We start from the raw sequence: 16,305 nt of genomic DNA, 5'->3' as shown, positions 1-16,305 counted from the left end.
GGTGGTTTAGGCGGCTTTGACGAGGGGGAGTTCGTCCCAGTGGGTGGTGTAGCGGGGGGAGAGCATGTCCCGTTTCATGGTCCAGTCCGGCCCGCCGCGGATGCCGCCGTGGCCCAGGCCGATGGAGCCCCGCCCGTACCGGCGGGTGATGTCTTCGAGGAGGGTTCCGATGTGGCGTTCCTCGTGCGGGTTTTCGAACAGGGACAGGGGTGCCTGGTTGCCGGTGGGCCGGAGGTCGGTGACGATGATGCCGGCCCTGGCGTACCGGATGCCCTCCACAATGCGGGGCAGCAGGGCGTGGGCTGCTTTGGTGAGGATCACCGGGTCTGCGGTGGGCATGGGCAAGGCCACGCTGACGGTGGGGTAGGAGGTGTCGTTGGGGTTGGAGTGTGAGGTGCCGGCGAAGGCGGTGAGGACTTTGGCCTGGAGGCCGTGTTTGGCCAGCCGCGCGGAGGCCTGCTGGCCGTAGACGCTCATGACTTGCTTGATCCCGGCTGTGGTGGTGATGGGGGTGGCGAAGGAGCGGGAGAAGATGAGCTGGTCCCGGCCGATCCGTTCTTCCTCCATCGGGATGCAGGGGGTGCCCTGCAGTTCCAGGACGGTGCGCATCATGACGACGGAGAAGCGGTCCCGGATCATGACCGGATCGGCCCGGGACAGGTCAAGGATTGAATGGATCCCGAGGGCGTTGAGGCGTTTGGTCAGCCGCGTGGCGACACCCCAGATCTCGATGACCGACAGGCGCCGCATCAGACCTTCCCTGTCCGTAGCGGGCACGGAGTCCCAGTGGCAGACCCCGCCGAAGGCAGGGTTGTTCTTGGCCCACTTGTTGGCCAGTTTCGCCAGGGTTTTCGTGGGTGCGATGCCGACGCAGACCGGCACCCCGACGTTGCGCCTGACGGTCGCCTTGATCGTCCGGCCCAGGGTCAGGAGGTCGTCGGGGGTGCCTTTTACGCCGAGGAAGGCCTCGTCGATGCTGTAGACCTCGAGCCAGGCCGAGTACCGGCCGAGGAGCTCCATTACGCGGGCGCTGATGTCGCCGTAGAGCTCGTAGTTGCTCGAGAGGGCAACGAGTCCCCATTCCTTGGCCCGGGGTGCGATTTTGAACCACGGCTCACCCATGGCGATGCCGAGGGCTTTGGCTTCGGGGGAGCGGGTGACGGCGCAGCCGTCGTTGTTCGAGAGGACGATGACGGGTCGGCCCTCCAGGGTGGGGTTGAAGGCCCGTTCGGCCGAGGCGTAGAAGCAGTTCACGTCGATGTGCGCGATCTGTGGCAGCTGCCGCATGACCGCAGGTTTGGACACGGTCCGGGCCCTTAAAGGTGGTGCAGGCATCGGGTGGCAATGCCCCACACGACCAGCTCGGACAGGGACGGTACCCGGATGTCCGGGTACGCGGGGTTCTCTGCCTGCAGCACGACCCCGGCGGCCGTGATCCGGAACCGTTTGATGGTCAGTTCCCCGTCCAGGACCGCGACGACCACGGACCCGTCCACCGGCTCCAGGGCACGGTTGACGATCAATTCGTCACCATCGCTGATCCCGGCCCCGGTCATGGAGTCCCCGGACACCCGCACCACATAGGTGGAGGTGACGTCCTTGATCAGGTGCTCATTCAGGTCGATCCGCCCGTCAAAGTAGTCCTGCGCGGGCGAGGGATACCCGGCCGCGACAGCGACCGGAGAGATCAGCACCGACAACAACGACGCACCCGCATCTATCACGCGGGGACCAATAAGAACGCCCACAACACACCTTTTATTCGAATATATCTTCGAATAATCATAGCTCCTGGCCCCGACAAAAAAGTGCCGAACGCCGGGATCGGCCTCCGGCCGGGGGCCGGGTTGAACGCCAGTGGGGACAGCTTCGAGCTGTGCGGAGGGCTCCACCTGCCCCCAATGGGCACAACCCGGCAAGCGGCACGCTGTACGGAGGGAAAGTCGGGACGCGGGCCTTGGGCGGGGCATGAGGAAGCCTCCACGCGAATCAAGGACTCAAACGTGGAGGCTCCCGGTTCTCCAAGCTGGGGGGACTGGAGAACCAAAAGTAACTCTACTGGCCACCCTGCCGTCACGCCGCTGGGAAACGGGAGCTTCCCGTCACACCCTGGGGCGGCGGCCCCGAGTCCGCCCGGTCTGCCACCCGGGGACAGCGGCTTCCAGAAGCGCGGCCTTTTCAGGGTCGAGGTCGCCGCGACGGTGTTTGAACCGCTGGGTGTGGATCCACACCCCAAGGGTGTGCTCCCGTTCCGAGACGTAGTCGTGGTGGCGGGGCCAGTCGTTGTCCTCGGCGCGGAAGTCCACCAGCTGGGCGAGCCGGTCATGCCACCGAGCCTCATCCGCTGCCGCCCTGGGGTTCCCTTCCCACCGGGGGACCCGGGCGAGGCCGTCCCGGTATGCCGGGTCCAGCGTGCCGTCGGCTGCTTCGCGCCGGCGCTCCGAGAGCCACCGCGCCATCGACTGCTCATTTTTGTCCCCGGACCGTTCGCGGGGGAACCCGCCCTCGGCGGTGATCCAGGCGATGATCTCCTCCATGCGGGCAACGTCCGCGGGGGAGGGGCCGGCCGTGGTCGCGGCCGCGGCGTGGTGTGCTGGTTCGAGGCCCGGGTCCTGGCGGCGGGCGATGACCAGGTGGTAGCCGACGGTGGCCGGTTCGGCGCGCACCAGGTCGGCGATGCGTTGCCGACTCAGTCCGAGCCGGTACATCAACACCCATTCCGCGTCCGGAGCGCGCCGTAACCGCCTGTCCATGATGGAGCCCATCCTGCCACGCCCCCCGCCAGGCAGGCCGGCGACGTGGGCGGCCACCGCCGCAGCGCAGCCGGGAACCCGGCCGGGCCCCCGGAGCTCCCGGCGGAGCGGAGAGGGCCCGCCGGGCCGGGGAATTCGGCGCGGTATTGCCATCAAGTAGTAGGAGTAGTAGTTTTGTTACTACTACTACTACTACCGAGGTTGTCGCCGTGGCGTTGAGTGTGAAAGACCGTGTGTTTGCTGCTGCGGAGCAGATCAGTGCCGAGCGCCGGCCGACCGTCTCGACGGTGCGGGCCGCGGCGGGTGTGAGCAACGCCGACGCCACCCGATACCTGAAGGAATGGGTGGAGGAGAAACAGGCCGCGGGCGGCCAGGTCGCCGCGACGCCGGCAACAGTGCTGGAACAGGCCGCGCGCCTGGCCGGGGCATGCTGGGCCGAAGCGTCCACCGTGGCCAATGAGCGGCACGCCGCCGCGGAAGCGGTCTGGGCGCAGGAGAAGAAGGACCTGGGCCAGGAGATCTCCGAGCTCGTCGCCGACCTGGACAAGGTCACGGGCGAGAAAGACGCCGCCGTCACCGAACTCACCGCCCGGGTCAACGCACTGAAAACCCAAGCCGCAGAGATGACGGCGCAGCTAGAGCAGGCACGCGCCGCCGAACAGCAGGCCAGCGCCGCAGCCGCCGATGCAGCGGCGAGGGTGGCCGCGGCCGAGGCCCGGGCAGAGACCCTGCAAAAGGCCCACGACGCGCTCCTGCAGCGCATCGTGCCGGAAACCCCGGACAAGAACGACCGGGACCAAAAGAACCAATAGAGGAATCCCCCGGCGTTGAGCTGCGCGGGAGGGGCACGACCTGACTCCTTGAGTCGGGGACAGAAGGCCCGTCAGGGAACCGCTGACTCTCGTGACCTTCGTGCTGTCCCTGACCGCGCTGGCGAGCCTCGACTGGCCTCTTGTGGGGCCGTATCCGGGGCCCGGATCTGGCAGGACTCTTAGACCGCCGGCGCAGGCCGTGCCCGCCCCGCCGCTACCTTGGAGGCTGGGCTTCCGCGACCGGGAACTCCCGCAGCGTTGCCGCTACTGCTCTGACTGCTGCCGGGTCTTCTGTCCAGGGCCGGCCCGTGCGGGTGCAGGCATGGAAGTTTGTCAGTTCCGATGCCTCCTGGGCCGCCGCCAGCTCGGCCCACGCCTCTTCGAGGTCCATGAGCTGTTCGGCCGTCGGCGGCTCCCTCGTTTCCAGGGCGCCCGCCTCGGGCGTTGACTTACCGGTGCCGGCGGTTCTCGGGCGTTTCCCGAAAAGACTCCGTAACCCCATGTGCTGCCCCTTTTGATTGGAATGGCCGGCCAGGAGGTGCTGCTCGGGAGAGAAGCGCCTGCCACTGACGGGACCCGTCCACCCCTAGCAAGACCCTGATTTCCGCTTCGCTCCAACCAGGTTTTGGGCGTCCGCTGGCGCGGCCGGCTGTTGGGTCCAGTGCCTCCGTCGCAGCGCTCCGGTGACCCTGGCCCGCATCTCACGTCTGCGACGTTTTTGTGTTGCTGTCCTGCGGATTCTAGGCGTCCGCTCCAGCCCGTCCAGCCCCTCCTTCGTCGGGGCCTGCGGTGCAGGGAATGTCCCTCCGGCGCTCCTTCGTCGCTGATTTCCTTCAGGAATTTCCTCCCCCTTGCCAAGGTGGACAGGCCTCCGTCGGCCGCCGAGCAAGCGAGCTTGCCAGCAACAAAAAACAACTGTGAGTCTTTACGTGGTTGGTCTGGGACTAGCTGGCAGTGTTGATGCCGGTCGTTCTGCCTGGCGCGTGACTCGAAAAAACAATTGCCCCCAAGGAGGGTGCGTTTCCCCCGACTTGTCCGCGCTGGGTGGAGCGGCCGGCGTTGACCTGTCCCACGTCGGTGGCTTGATTAGAAGCTTGCCCAGCCCCTGGAGGTTGTGGCTCATCACAGTATTGCCTCGAAGTGACATCTCCCAGGTTCAATGCCGGTCGTGATGCGACCAGTCTTGCCCGTTCGAAAGGAAGGAAGTGGCCGCGTTGACTATCGTTGCGCAGACCCGCCCATTTGTAATTGGTGTGGACTGCCACGCCCGCACACACACCTACGCCATCATCGATGCCAGTACCAAGCGACAGATCGCGTGCGAGCAGTTCCCGACCACCGCGGCAGGGATTTCCCGCGCACTTACCTGGGCTGGCCGACGGACAGACGGCGATATGGGCTGTCTATGGGCCGTTGAGGGTATCGGCTCTTACGGGGCACGCCTGGCCAGGGCAGTAACGGACGCCGGCTACGACGTCGCCGAAGCACCACGAATGAACGCCCGACGTCGCCGGGGGATCGGCAAATCCGACCCCCTGGACGCCGCCGCCATCGGAACCGCAGTCCTGGCCATAGAGGAGTCCCAGCTTCGAGCCCCGCGCCGGGACGAAGGAACCCGTGCCGGACTCAGGATCCTGAGCGCAGCCCGGGATCAGTTGACCCGGGACCGAACAATGAACGTCAATGCACTCATCGCCTTACTCCGGGCACACGATCTGGGAATCGACGCTCGTAAACCTCTGGTTCCCGCCCAGATCACCACAATCACCAGATGGCGGGAACGACAGGAGCCGATCGAACTATCGATCGCGCGCGAGGAAGCAATCCGGTTGGCGCGCCGCGTTCTCGAAGTGACCACTCAGCTGACTGCGAACCACAAGCGCATGACAGAGCTGATTCAGCAAAGCCCCGCTGCGCCGCTGTTGGAGATGGTGGGCGCCGGGGCTGTCACCGTCGCTGCTGTCCTGACAGCCTGGTCGCATCCAGGAAGGGTTCGCAGCGAAGCTGCCTTCGCCTCACTGGCAGGGGTGAATCCCTTGCCAGCCTCAAGCGGTAACACTATCCGGCACAGGCTCAACCGGGGCGGTGATAGGCGCCTCAACCGAGCCTTGCACACCATCACGATGACCCGGATGGTCCACGACCCCGGAACACGGGACTACGTCACCAAACGCACCGAAGAAGGCCGCAGCTACCGTGAAATCCGCAGGTCCCTCAAGCGTTACATCGCCCGAACGCTCTACCGCCAGCTCAATACCCTTTACGCCACCGTGGAACCCGCTCGATCCTCCACGTTGCCGGGGCAGACCCTTGCGCAATAGGGGGCACCGGTTGAGCATGCCGGACTTCGGCTTGATTTATGGTTCAGGTGGTGTTCGGTGGAGGAACCTTCACCGGACAGTTGAAACCATGTCGGGACGGATGGTCCTCGGTGAGGTGAAATCCGAGTTGTCCACGACGATCGTGGCACGTTCCCAGGGTCGTGCAGCATCGAAGTAGAGACGCTGTCCTCCGATGTAGCGGCGCATCGTTGGGTGCTCCGGGTCGGGGTTGCTGCCGTTCCGTACTGCCATTCGTGCCGCGGTTACGGTGAACGGAACGTCCAGGAATACCGATGCATCCCAGTAGGAGGTGACTTCATCGCGGTGCAGGAACATACCTTCTACAACGACCAGCGCATCTAATGGGGCGCGAACGAATTCCGCTTGTTTCATTCGGTCGGTCGCTGAGTCATAGGAAGCCGGCGAGTACCAGCCGTCCCCCTTTGGGCCGAGTGGAGCGAGCAACTGATCCTGTAGGGCCGCGTAGTTGTAGGTATCCTTCCAGAATCCTTCGGGTGAAGTACATCCCTTGGCATGCCTCACGGGCGAGGGGTTCAGAAAGTCGTCGGAGTGGATGACGATCACGGGTCGATTCTGGATCTCGAATGCCAGGTTTGCGGCGAAGGATGTCTTGCCACTGCCGTCCACGCCGTCGACTGCCACTAACCGGCGCCCTGGACCGACGGCGCTGAGAATGTCAGTGGCCAGTAATCGCATGAACTGCTTCATATCGCCATTTTCCTATAAGCGGCCCCTAGCCAGCGTCCGCACGCGGATCCCTTAGCGGAGCGCGCCGCAAAGGTGCGTTTAACGAGACCCGAGAATGACGACAGGCGCCGGCGTGGAACTTTGGCCGGGATAAGGACCACTAAGGGTTAGAGGGCGTCGAGCCAGTACCGGCGCTTTCCGCCTCGGCTGTCCTCGTAAATGCCGCCGTTCTTTTCGATCGTCGCCCGCGAGCCGGCGTTATCCTCGTCGCACGTAACCAAGACCCGGGAGATTCCCAGCTCCCGGGCCATTGGCAGGGCATCACTCAACGCCTTGGCGGCGTAACCGCGCCGACGCGCAGACGGCCGCACGCTGTATCCGATGTGTCCACCTTCGTTGAGGAGGAAGTCGTTCAGCTCATGTCGGATGGCCAGAGAGCCAAGGAAAGTGTCGCCGTCCACAATCCACAAATACGTGCACGGCACATATCCGGGCTTCCGCGGGCTCTCCGTCAATGCGTCGTTGACGAGTGCGTCCACGAAGCGCCGGAATGAAGCAGCATCTCTGAGATCCTCAAGCGACCAGTCTTCACCGCCGCCACCGTCCCGGTGGGCTCCATCAAATTCGGCGGACCCCTCCAACCAGGAAGAGTGATAACTCGTGTTCGGAGTGATAAGGGTAGCCATCACACGATCGTATTCGAACGCTTGGCTTTCAGCCCGCACCTGCATCCGGACCTTGCGCCCGCAAGCCGATCCCTCACCGGACATCTCTCACTCGTCCTTCTCAGCTTCAGCATGACTGTGCAATGAGGGGCTCGGCCCGCCCGTCTGCTCCGGCTAGGAGGGGATGATCGAGGCCTCTTCCACGGATAGGAGCCGGGCGTAGTTCAAGCACATGCTGAGGCTTTCGTTTGCAGGGACACGGGCACCGTTCAGGGAAACCGACACACCCTCGGACAGAGGCGAACTATCGGGAAGAACCAGCGACTCACCATCGAATTTTGTGCCTTCTGGAAAAACCAATGTGTAGTCATCACCGTCTTCGGCGCGGACGATAAAGCAACCAGCTCCGTCATTGCCGAGGCGTCCGGTGAGCTGTGCTTTTTCTCTCGGAGCGGACGACGGGCCAGAATGAACCACGGCCTTTTTGCCGCCATCACTGAGAAGTAACTCGGTTGGCAACTCCTGCTTCACCGAAGGAGAGACGCTGACAGTGGGAGATTCTTGGGCTGCCGCGGCGCAGGAGGCCAAGGAGAGAGCAATGACGCTCAAAGCGCCGAAGGAAAGTGCGTTCTTCATTTCTGTCCCCAATCAGAATTGTTGTGTTGCCTTAGCCTAAAGCTGTGGCGGAAACCGGGCATCAACTCGACTCTTACTGAAACGAAATTGGTACCAGGTTGTCTGTTGGAACATCTCTTCCGGTGTGATGCTGGGACGAGCAGCCAGTTGGAGCTTGAGGTCAGACGGTCAGCTTCTGCCTAGCGGACGCGAGCCTGGGCAGCGACGACGACCTCTAGCCACAGCCGCCCTGTAGAGGATCCCCTATCGGTCGGCCGCATCCTCGGCGCGGGTGAGAACCTTTTGCGCATCGGTAGGCTAAGCCCATGTCATTGGGGGACGCGGGACAGCCGCAGGCAGTTCGGTCACGCAGAGTGGTCCTTGATGCGTATGCGCTCATCAAGGGCTGGCTCATCGCCACCACGCTCTGGGTGGGCGTGCTGCTGGTCCTGGTCGCAGCGGTCTATGGCGTGCCCGCCGCGCAGGATGGAGCCGACGGCTACGTGTGGGGCCTTTTGGGCATGGCGATTCTGTATCGCTTCGGAGTTTCCCTGGTAGTCGCGGCGCCACTGGCCTGGATGCTGGCCTATCTTTTGCGTCCGGTCCAGAATCAATGGGTCCACATCGGAGCCTTTTTCGCGGTGCCCACCATATTGTTCTGGCTGCTGGGAAGCGTCCTGGGCCTCGGCTGGCAACCCTGGCTACTGATCCCATGGGCCACCGTTGGTGCAGCGGCAGCCATCGGCCGTTGGGCAATCCGTAAAGACGTCAGTGCCTCGAATTCTGCAGCTAACCCGGCCTGAGCGTCCGCTGCACGACCCTTTACGGGACCGATCCGACCTAGGATCGAATCCATGCAATCGATTAGGAATATTGCCGTCGGGCTGCCTGTCCGCGATGGTCACGTCTTCGTGTCGGAAGGATCTGACTCGATAAGGCGCGAAGACTTTTACAGAGCCATTGGGGGTGGCATCGAGTTCGGGGAGCGGGCCGAGGCGGCCCTGCGACGGGAATTTGAAGAAGAACTTGGGGTGTCTCTGGAAACCGTGCAGCTGCTCGGTGTCCTAGAGAACATATTTGAGTACGAGCAGCTGGCCGGCCACGAAATTGTGCATGTCTTCGCCGTCGCTTCCAAGGATCTCGATCTCATCCCGATCGATGCCGAGCTCCACGTTCTTGATGAGGGCAGTCCTGCTGGCTGGAAGCGCCTCAGCAATATCGACCGACCGCTCTATCCCGCCGGCGCGCTGCAAATGGTCCTGAACCAGGCTCTGACTACCCTGTGACTAAAGCTGTGCGACTGACTCTGTCGCGACGAATGGGACTGCCCCGATTCTTGTTCACGCCTTGAACTAGCCCGTCTTTTGGCGAACGCGCCCGGTCAAGGATCCTCCACCGGGCATCTTGGCTTGTCCCAGACGCAAGAAGCACTCGGGACGGCGTCCGATAGCCGAACGTCCAGCGGGACGCCCACGGATGCTGCTGAAGAATGGGACGCACGGCGACTATTGTTCGCCCATGAGTTGCGAGGAAATCGAGAGTGTGCGTCCGATATTCCTCCAAGACCCAGTTGAGGTGGAGGGGGCCCGGCGGGATATGAGGAAGTATCGCGCGATTGGTCGACAAGGAGGTGTTGAACCTAACGCCCTGAGTCCATTGTCGGCTTGAGGCGTCGCCACCCGCCGGCGCGGTTATGTGTGATGACGGCACGAAACATCGCCAGCATGGCCGGCCTGTTGATCGTGTCGCCGCGGTAGATCTGGACGCTCTTAGCGGTGGCATTGCCTTGCCCCTGGTTGATGATACCGTGCGGGTCCGGCACCGTGGGGTCGTAAATGAAAACGTTGACATGGTCTTTCGCGGCAAGCAGGGCGCAGATGTTGCCTTCGAGCACGAAGTAGGGCTGCACGGACCGCTTGATGGTCTCCTCGACCTCGGGATCAGCTTCGTGGATTGCCGACCGCACCTGGCCGCAGATCGCTTGCTGCCACTCGGGCAACTGATCGATGTACTCATCGACGCGGGAGTCGAGGCGCCCGCTGCCCATCAGGCCGCGACCGGGACTTCGACCTGGACGGCGAGGACCTGCCCGGTGGGGGTGCGGAAGTCGTTAGGCCATGCCGCGGTGACGATGTAGAGCGTAGTGCCGTCGACTCCACCCAGCGCGCACGCGAAACAGCCCCGATCGGCATCGATAGTCTGCAGCACCTCCCCGCCTTCGCGCACCCGCACACAATGCCGGTTGCCGACGTCTGCGGCCCACACCGCGCCTTCTGCGTCCAGACAAATCCCGTCAGGATGGTCGTCCGGCAGGTCAGCCCACACGCGCCGGTTCGACAGGGCGCCGTCGTCGCCGATGCTGAACGCGGTCAGTCGGTTCCCGTATGACTCGGCGACGATCAGCGTCGCGTCATCGGGGGTGACCGCCATCCCGTTCGGGAACGCAAGGTCCTCGGCGACTGCGCGTGCGGTTCCGTCCGGGGCGACCACTGCCAGTATTCCCGGAGCGAACTCCCCTCCGGGGAAGTCGAAGCCGATACAGCCGACGAATGCGTTGCCCCGGCTGTCGACTGCGATGTCGTTCCACGGATGCGGGTCCAGGCTCCCCAGCTCGGCGTGGGTGACCAGAGTGCCGTCCGGCTCCCGGCGTAAGAGTCGATCGCCGGAGACCAGCAGCAATCGACTGTCCGGCAGCCAGTCGATGCAGCACGGGATCGAGGTAGTACGCTCGACAACCTCGCGGGTGCCGTCAACGTCCAGTGTGATCAGCTCGTGTGCGGCCCAGTCGGCTACCCACAGCTTCCCGTCGTGCCATCGCGGCGACTCGCCGAGGATGAGCCCGTCTGCGATCACCTTCAAAGTCACGATCGCCGCCGCCCGGGGAACGCCTTACCTTCAGACACGGGCACGCCTGGACGACGGCCCTCAGCGTACGAGCGGTAGAAGGCCGCAGCGAGGCGGAGCGTCCCGCCCAAGCCGGTCAGCCACGACCTCATTTCGCCTGGGCCCTCGGTCAGGACGCCGTCTGCGTTGCTCATCCAATCAGAGTGGCACCGCCAACCTAACTGCACAAGGGGCGATGGAGCAGAAACCTCCCGACCACCGGTGACCCTGACATTCTTGTCGAGACCGTCCCGTTGAACGGTCGATCACCGTGCCGCGGACGACCGCCGCCACGTTCCGCGCAGGTGCTGGCTCGGCCCATGTACGTAAGACCCGCACGGTGACATGCACGGTGACGGGGGGATTACTGCAACCATGTTTGTTATGACTGGAATGAAGATCGGCTATGCCCGTGTCTCGACAAACGATCAGGACCTGACCGCCCAACGAAACGCTCTCCTGGCCCTTGGTGTTGAAGAGAAGCAGATGTTCGTCGATCACGGACTGACGGGAGCTAACCGTGTGCGCCCTGGACTCCGTGAAGCGATGGCGGCATGCCGAGCCGGCGATACGCTCGTGGTGACCAAGCTGGACCGTTTGGCGCGGTCCCTTTCCGATGCCCGGGATATAGCCGATGAGCTGACGGCCAAAGGCGTAGTCCTCAGTCTCGGCGGCAGCACCCACGATCCGACTGATCCGGTAGGCCGCCTGCTGTTCAACGTTCTGGGAATGGTGGCCGAGTTTGAGGCGGATCTGATCCGGATGCGCACCCGCGAGGGCATGGCAGTCGCAAAAGCGAAGGGCCGACTGAAAGGCAAGCAGCCGAAATTGTCCAAGACGCAGCGGAAGCATCTTCTGACGCTGCACGATGCCGGCGAGCATACTCAGGCAGAACTGGCCGAACTGTTCCGGGTATCACGGACGACTGTGTACCGCGAGCTCCAAAGGCGCACCATCTGAAGACCGATGCGGCGCCAGCAGCAAGCCCGTGCTGCACGCGAGAGCAACACAACCCAGCCTAGAAACCACGCGCTGCGTGAAGACTCCGATTTCCGGGCCTCGCTCAGCTGACGCCCAGGTCTACTGCACGGACCTCGCTTCGCTCGGGCTGTAGAAGCGTTTTTCTGTTTTTGCTGCTGTCCTGTGGATCGTACGTGCCCGCTCCACCGGCTCAACCGTCCTGCGGACGGCAGCGCACCGGGTGCCTTGTGTCGGCGCTTCGCTGATTTCCTCCCACAACCCATCCTCTGCTTGCCCTCCGGGTTGCCCCGGCTCCGTCGGGCACAGCTACGCGCTGCTCCGCCAGCAGGCAAAAACAACCCGGGGGAGAGGGGACGCTGGCCGGTCACCTAAGCCGCCCCACCCGCCGGATCCTCAGCAAAGGACGAGAGAAACCATGAACGATCGCATTGCACGCGCAGCCCTGACCCGACTCTTCGAACCCGGCGACCGTGTCGGTCGGGCCCTCGTGGGCAGGCTCGGCGCGTACGCCGCGCTCAGGGTTGTCACCGGCGCGCAGCCCGTTCACGCCCTTTCGGATGCCACGGTCGAAGAACTGTCAGAAGCGTTGAGACGGTGGGCTCCGCGGGTTCCGGAGGTTGACCCGGAGAAGGACCTGGCCACCATCGAACGCCTGGGCGGCGGGTTCCTCATCCCAGGAGATGAGCGCTGGCCGGAGGGCTTGGACGATCTGCCCGACGCCCCGTACGGGCTTTGGTACCGGGGCAACATTGACAAAGGCATCCCAGCGCCTTCGAAGTGTGTGGCCCTGACCGGATCCCGGGACTCCACCAGCTACGGCGCCGCCGTGACAGGAGACATGGCATACGGGCTGGCCCAACGTGGAATATGCGTGATCTCAGGGCTGGCCTACGGCATCGATGCGCACGCGCACCGGGCCGCCCTCGCCGGAAGCCAGGGAGACGGACCGGCAACCCTCGCGGTACTGGCCGGCGGCCTTGACCGGGACTACCCGTCCGGTAACGCTGACCTCGCGGCCGCGATCCGCGGCAACGGCCTGACCCTCTCAGAGCTCCCGCCCGGTTCCGCCCCGACCCGGCACAGGTTCCTGCAGCGAAACCGCATCATCGCCGCCCTCGCCGGGGTGACCTGTGTCGTGGAAGCCCGATGGCGCTCAGGGGCGCTGAACACCGCCCACCACGCCGAAACCATTGCCCGACATGTCGCGGCCGTCCCCGGGAGCGTGCACAGCGCCAACTCCGCAGGATGCCACCGGCTCCTCAAAGAAGGCTCAGCCGTGCTGGTCTCCGACGCGGCCGAACTGGCCGAACTGCTCGCCGGCTGACTCCTTTCAGGTGGCCGTCCCGTTGCCGGGGCGGTCACCGGTGGCGGTCCGCCGTCGTGGCCGGCTTTCGCTGTGGGTCGGCGGCGGACCGCCATCCGCACACGAAGTGCCGGGCGACCGGGGGCGCGCGGCCGCCGATTGCCAGGGGAGCCGTAAGAAGACCCGGGGTGCTGATGGAAGGGTTCGCCGGGCTCACCCAGGAAAAGGGCGTCCGCTGGCGCGGCCGACTGTGGGTCCCGTGCCGGCTCCGCAGGGCTCCGCCGCCTCTGGCCCTGTTCTGTCTACGACGTTTTGGCTGCTGTCCTGTCGGATTGTACGTGTCCGCTCCGGCCTGTCTAGCCCCTCCTTCGTCGCTGATTTCCTTACAAAGATTTCCGCCCCTTGCCCTGCGGGTAGACAAGCCTCCGTCGGCCACAGCTCCGCAAGCTTCGCCAGCAGCCAAAACAACGGGGGGAGAGGGGAAGCTGGCCGGTCACCTAAGCCGCCCCGCCCACCTAATCCTCAGCAAAGGACTTTGAACATGAACGACGCAATCCGCATCTCCAGCCCCGCCGATATCCTCGGTTTCATCCCGCACACCCTCGGGTTCGTACCGCGGGAATCCTTTGTGTTCCTGACCATGCGGGGCGAGACCCTCGGCGCGACACTCCGCGTCGATGCCCCCGCCGCAGCCGAACCCTCCGGGTTCGCCCAGTCCATGGTGGAGTACCTGGCACTGGACACGCAGGCCACGGCGGTGCTGCTGGCCATCTACACAGCCAGCACCCCGCCGCCCGGGCAGCCCCGCCCCTTCCACGACCACGTCGAGGCCGTCATTGAGGCGTTAGAGGTTGCGGGTACCCCGCTGCAGGACGCGTGGCTAGTCACCCCGTCGCACTGGCAAAACCTGCTGTGCGACAGCGACGCCGGGTGCTGCCCACCCGAATCGCTGGAATCCATCACCGACGGCCAACTGAACGCAGAGCTGGTGTTCCGCGGCAGCAGCTACCAAAAGACACCCGGCACCAGCTACGCACCGTTCGCAGGCCCGGCAGACAGGGAGGAACAGATCCGCCACGCGCTCCCGGGAGTGCTCGGCGCCGAGCTGAATCCCGGACGGGAACTGTGGGCAGAGGCCCTGACCCGGGACGGCTGGACGGACCCGGCAACGGCGGTGGAGCTGCTGGCATGCTTCCAGCGCCCGGACCTGCGCGACGCCTTGTTCTGCAACGTGATCGACCCGGAACGGCCCGACGCCGAGGACAGCGGGAATCTGCTCGTGGGGGAGGGGATCGCCCCGGACTGGGACCGCGTGGACCGGGCCCAGGACACCGCCCGGGACCTCATCGACGCCGCGCCGGAAGGCTACCGGGCGCCCCTGCTGACTTTGATCGGCTGGCTGGCGTACCTCAAAGGTCAGTCGTCGGTAGCCGGAGACCACTTTGGGCTTGCTCTGGCTGATACATCGGGTTACCGGCTCGCGGCACTGATGGACCAGCTGGTGAGTCGGGGAACCATCGCCCCGGTCGCGAAGAACCAGGCAACGGCCTACAAGCGGCACCACTAAATGCAACGGGGGCCGGGCCGGGAAAACGGTCCGGCCCCTGCGTGCGGTGGCGGCCTCCCCCGCATGCGCTCCTCCGGCCGCCGATGGCGCGACAGTGGTGGCAATCAGGTATGGCGTGGCCGGCAAGTGGGAGCCTGCAAAAGAGGCCGCAGCCGCACGGAGTCGAAGCGCTTAGGCCACGGGTTCTGTCTCCCGGGCCTTATCCAGTTCATATGAACGCAACCCGTGCTTCACGCTGAGGCGAATGATCCAATACAGCGCGACTGCAGCTAGGACCACCGGCCCAGCGACCCAGACTACGCTGATGACTATCGAAAGCATCTCCAATGTATTTCCCCCAAATGTGAGTCTTTGTGCAAAGCCTCTCACGGCGGGTGTCTCTAGGAACATCTCCTCCGGGCCGCCGACCACGCTGCCGCGGGCGCAGCGCCACACGCAGTAAACGGCTGAACGCCCGGGCTACAGTGGAAGAGGACACGATCCACTAAGAGCCTAGGGGCCAGCAAATGAGCCACGAGTACATCCTGACGGACGAAGATGCAGCGCCTGCCGGTGCCACCCATGCCCAGGACGTTCTTGAGCTCTCGATGTTGACCATGCCGCAGCCAGGCGCCCCCATCGTTGATGTCTCCTGGGAGAAATCCCCGCTGGATCTGTAAGTTTCCTGCAGCGATGACGCTGCAGCACCGAGTTTCCTTTTGCTGAGGGAAAACTGAGGCCGGCCCCGTGGGGCCGGCCTCAGCCCTTTAAACGCTGAAAAGGGCCTCGCTTCGCTCGGGCTATAGAAGCGCTTTTTCTGTTTTGGCTACTGTCCTGACGGATTGTACGTGTCCGCTCCGGCCCGTATAGCCACTCCTCCGTCGGGGCCCGCGGGGCAGGAAATGTCCCTGCGGCGCTCCTGCGTCGCTGATTTCCTCCGGGAATTTCCGCCCCTTGCCCTGCGGGTAGACAGGCCTCCGTCGGCCACAGCTCCGCAAGCTTCGCCAGCAGCCAAAACAACGGGGGGAGAGGGGAAGCTGGCCGGTCACCAAAGCCGCCCCGCCATGGTCCGCGCCAGCACCCGATTCCACCCGCTTGACAGACATAGAAGCGTCGGGGGAGAGGGGAAGCTGGCCGGTCACCTGAGCCGCCCCACCCACCGGAAATCCTCTGCAAAAGGAGCAACACCATGAACGCAATCGCAACCAAGACCGTGACCACCAAGGACACCGGGGAAACCATCGACGGCGTGACCGTGCTGGGCGATTACCACGAGAACGGCGGCTACGACTGGATGGAACTCATCGGCGAACACGGCTGGGCCGTCATCCCCAGCTGGGGCAGTGACGGCTGGGACCTTGGCAACTGGCCCTACGTGATGGTCGCCGCGACCCGGACCGCTGACAGCATCGGGAACCTGTTCGGCGTCGCCACCTACTGCGAGGGAGACGTGAGCTGCACGTTCTACCGGACCAAGGCCCGCCAATGGGACGCGATCAGCGAACAGGCGTTCTTCCACTGGAGGAACGGACAGGCCCACGGCCCGGACGACCTGCCCGAAGCCGCCGCCGAGCTGCCCAGCCGCTACCGCATGCCGTACATGGCCAACGTCGCCTAAACCTGTTTGAGGACTTGCCGGGCGGAACCACCGCCCGGCAAGGTATGAGGTGTACTACTGATGTGAGACACAGTTTGAAAGGATTGTGCCCATGTCTTCC

The 16,305-nt window shown here is 64.4% G+C and carries 17 protein-coding genes; 9 read left to right on the top strand and 8 right to left on the bottom strand.

Annotated features, from left to right (window positions below; all coding sequences use genetic code 11):
* Positions 1 to 6: 6 nt before the first annotated feature.
* From QK287_RS15810 to QK287_RS15800, 3 genes are all read right to left on the bottom strand, one after another.
* The gene (locus tag QK287_RS15810) at positions 7 to 1,287 is read right to left on the bottom strand and encodes a Y-family DNA polymerase (RefSeq protein WP_282360719.1); all 1,281 of its coding nucleotides are present in this window, start codon (positions 1,285 to 1,287) and stop codon (positions 7 to 9) included.
* A gap of 29 nt (positions 1,288 to 1,316) precedes the next feature.
* Positions 1,317 to 1,748, bottom strand: coding sequence for a translesion error-prone DNA polymerase V autoproteolytic subunit (umuD, locus tag QK287_RS15805; protein WP_282360718.1), 432 nt, complete (start codon positions 1,746 to 1,748; stop codon positions 1,317 to 1,319).
* Positions 1,749 to 2,102: 354 nt separating this feature from the next.
* The gene (locus QK287_RS15800; protein ID WP_282360717.1) at positions 2,103 to 2,753 is read right to left on the bottom strand and encodes a helicase associated domain-containing protein; all 651 of its coding nucleotides are present in this window, start codon (positions 2,751 to 2,753) and stop codon (positions 2,103 to 2,105) included.
* A gap of 209 nt (positions 2,754 to 2,962) precedes the next feature.
* Between QK287_RS15800 and QK287_RS15795 the strand changes: the two genes are divergently transcribed.
* Both QK287_RS15795 and QK287_RS15790 read left to right on the top strand, forming a co-directional pair.
* On the top strand, positions 2,963 to 3,565 hold the full coding sequence (locus QK287_RS15795; protein WP_282360716.1) for a DNA-binding protein: 603 nt from the start codon (positions 2,963 to 2,965) through the stop codon (positions 3,563 to 3,565).
* Between the two features lie 1,214 nt (positions 3,566 to 4,779).
* Positions 4,780 to 5,886, top strand: a complete 1,107-nt coding sequence (locus tag QK287_RS15790) for an IS110 family transposase (protein WP_282360768.1) — start codon at positions 4,780 to 4,782, stop codon at positions 5,884 to 5,886.
* A 69-nt stretch (positions 5,887 to 5,955) separates the two neighbouring features.
* On the opposite strand, the gene QK287_RS15785 is transcribed toward QK287_RS15790, so the two are convergent.
* The 3 genes from QK287_RS15785 to QK287_RS15775 all read right to left on the bottom strand — a co-directional run bounded on the left by QK287_RS15785 (position 5,956) and on the right by QK287_RS15775 (position 7,895).
* The gene (locus QK287_RS15785; RefSeq protein WP_282360715.1) at positions 5,956 to 6,549 is read right to left on the bottom strand and encodes a uridine kinase; all 594 of its coding nucleotides are present in this window, start codon (positions 6,547 to 6,549) and stop codon (positions 5,956 to 5,958) included.
* A gap of 212 nt (positions 6,550 to 6,761) precedes the next feature.
* Entirely contained in the window at positions 6,762 to 7,280 is a 519-nt protein-coding gene (locus QK287_RS15780; protein WP_282360714.1) for a GNAT family N-acetyltransferase, read from the bottom strand.
* 153 nt (positions 7,281 to 7,433) lie between these two features.
* Positions 7,434 to 7,895: a hypothetical protein gene (locus QK287_RS15775; RefSeq protein WP_282360713.1), complete on the bottom strand. Its 462-nt coding sequence runs from the start codon at positions 7,893 to 7,895 to the stop codon at positions 7,434 to 7,436.
* A 305-nt stretch (positions 7,896 to 8,200) separates the two neighbouring features.
* On the opposite strand from QK287_RS15775, the gene QK287_RS15770 reads away from it, so the two are divergent.
* Both QK287_RS15770 and QK287_RS15765 read left to right on the top strand, forming a co-directional pair.
* Positions 8,201 to 8,677 (top strand): hypothetical protein, encoded by a 477-nt coding sequence (locus tag QK287_RS15770; RefSeq protein WP_282360711.1) that lies wholly within the window; start codon positions 8,201 to 8,203, stop codon positions 8,675 to 8,677.
* A gap of 51 nt (positions 8,678 to 8,728) precedes the next feature.
* Positions 8,729 to 9,160, top strand: a complete 432-nt coding sequence (locus tag QK287_RS15765; protein ID WP_282360710.1) for an NUDIX domain-containing protein — start codon at positions 8,729 to 8,731, stop codon at positions 9,158 to 9,160.
* A 353-nt stretch (positions 9,161 to 9,513) separates the two neighbouring features.
* Here the strand turns inward: QK287_RS15765 and QK287_RS15760 are convergent, their stop codons facing one another.
* Together QK287_RS15760 and QK287_RS15755 are read right to left on the bottom strand one after the other, a co-directional pair.
* The gene (locus tag QK287_RS15760; protein WP_282360709.1) at positions 9,514 to 9,921 is read right to left on the bottom strand and encodes a DUF1801 domain-containing protein; all 408 of its coding nucleotides are present in this window, start codon (positions 9,919 to 9,921) and stop codon (positions 9,514 to 9,516) included.
* Positions 9,921 to 10,739, bottom strand: coding sequence for an SMP-30/gluconolactonase/LRE family protein (locus QK287_RS15755; RefSeq protein WP_282360708.1), 819 nt, complete (start codon positions 10,737 to 10,739; stop codon positions 9,921 to 9,923). Before QK287_RS15755 ends, QK287_RS15760 begins: the two co-directional genes overlap by 1 nt.
* 411 nt (positions 10,740 to 11,150) lie before the next feature.
* Between QK287_RS15755 and QK287_RS15750 the strand changes: the two genes are divergently transcribed.
* The 5 genes from QK287_RS15750 (at position 11,151) to QK287_RS15730 (ending at position 16,205) form a co-directional block, all read left to right on the top strand.
* Positions 11,151 to 11,717: a recombinase family protein gene (locus QK287_RS15750; protein ID WP_348774718.1), complete on the top strand. Its 567-nt coding sequence runs from the start codon at positions 11,151 to 11,153 to the stop codon at positions 11,715 to 11,717.
* Positions 11,718 to 12,153: 436 nt separating this feature from the next.
* Entirely contained in the window at positions 12,154 to 13,062 is a 909-nt protein-coding gene (gene dprA, locus QK287_RS15745; protein WP_282360706.1) for a DNA-processing protein DprA, read from the top strand.
* A 520-nt stretch (positions 13,063 to 13,582) separates the two neighbouring features.
* Positions 13,583 to 14,608, top strand: coding sequence for a DUF4192 domain-containing protein (locus QK287_RS15740; RefSeq protein WP_282360705.1), 1,026 nt, complete (start codon positions 13,583 to 13,585; stop codon positions 14,606 to 14,608).
* 506 nt (positions 14,609 to 15,114) lie between these two features.
* Positions 15,115 to 15,267: a hypothetical protein gene (locus QK287_RS15735; RefSeq protein WP_282360704.1), complete on the top strand. Its 153-nt coding sequence runs from the start codon at positions 15,115 to 15,117 to the stop codon at positions 15,265 to 15,267.
* Between the two features lie 509 nt (positions 15,268 to 15,776).
* On the top strand, positions 15,777 to 16,205 hold the full coding sequence (locus tag QK287_RS15730; protein WP_282360703.1) for a hypothetical protein: 429 nt from the start codon (positions 15,777 to 15,779) through the stop codon (positions 16,203 to 16,205).
* Positions 16,206 to 16,305: the final 100 nt, after the last annotated feature.

Source organism: Arthrobacter sp. AL05, from assembly GCF_029960715.1.
Taxonomy (GTDB): Bacteria; Actinomycetota; Actinomycetes; order Actinomycetales; family Micrococcaceae; genus Arthrobacter.
The sequence above is the reverse complement of the archived record's forward strand: the minus strand, read 5'-3'. Positions and strand labels throughout refer to the sequence as shown.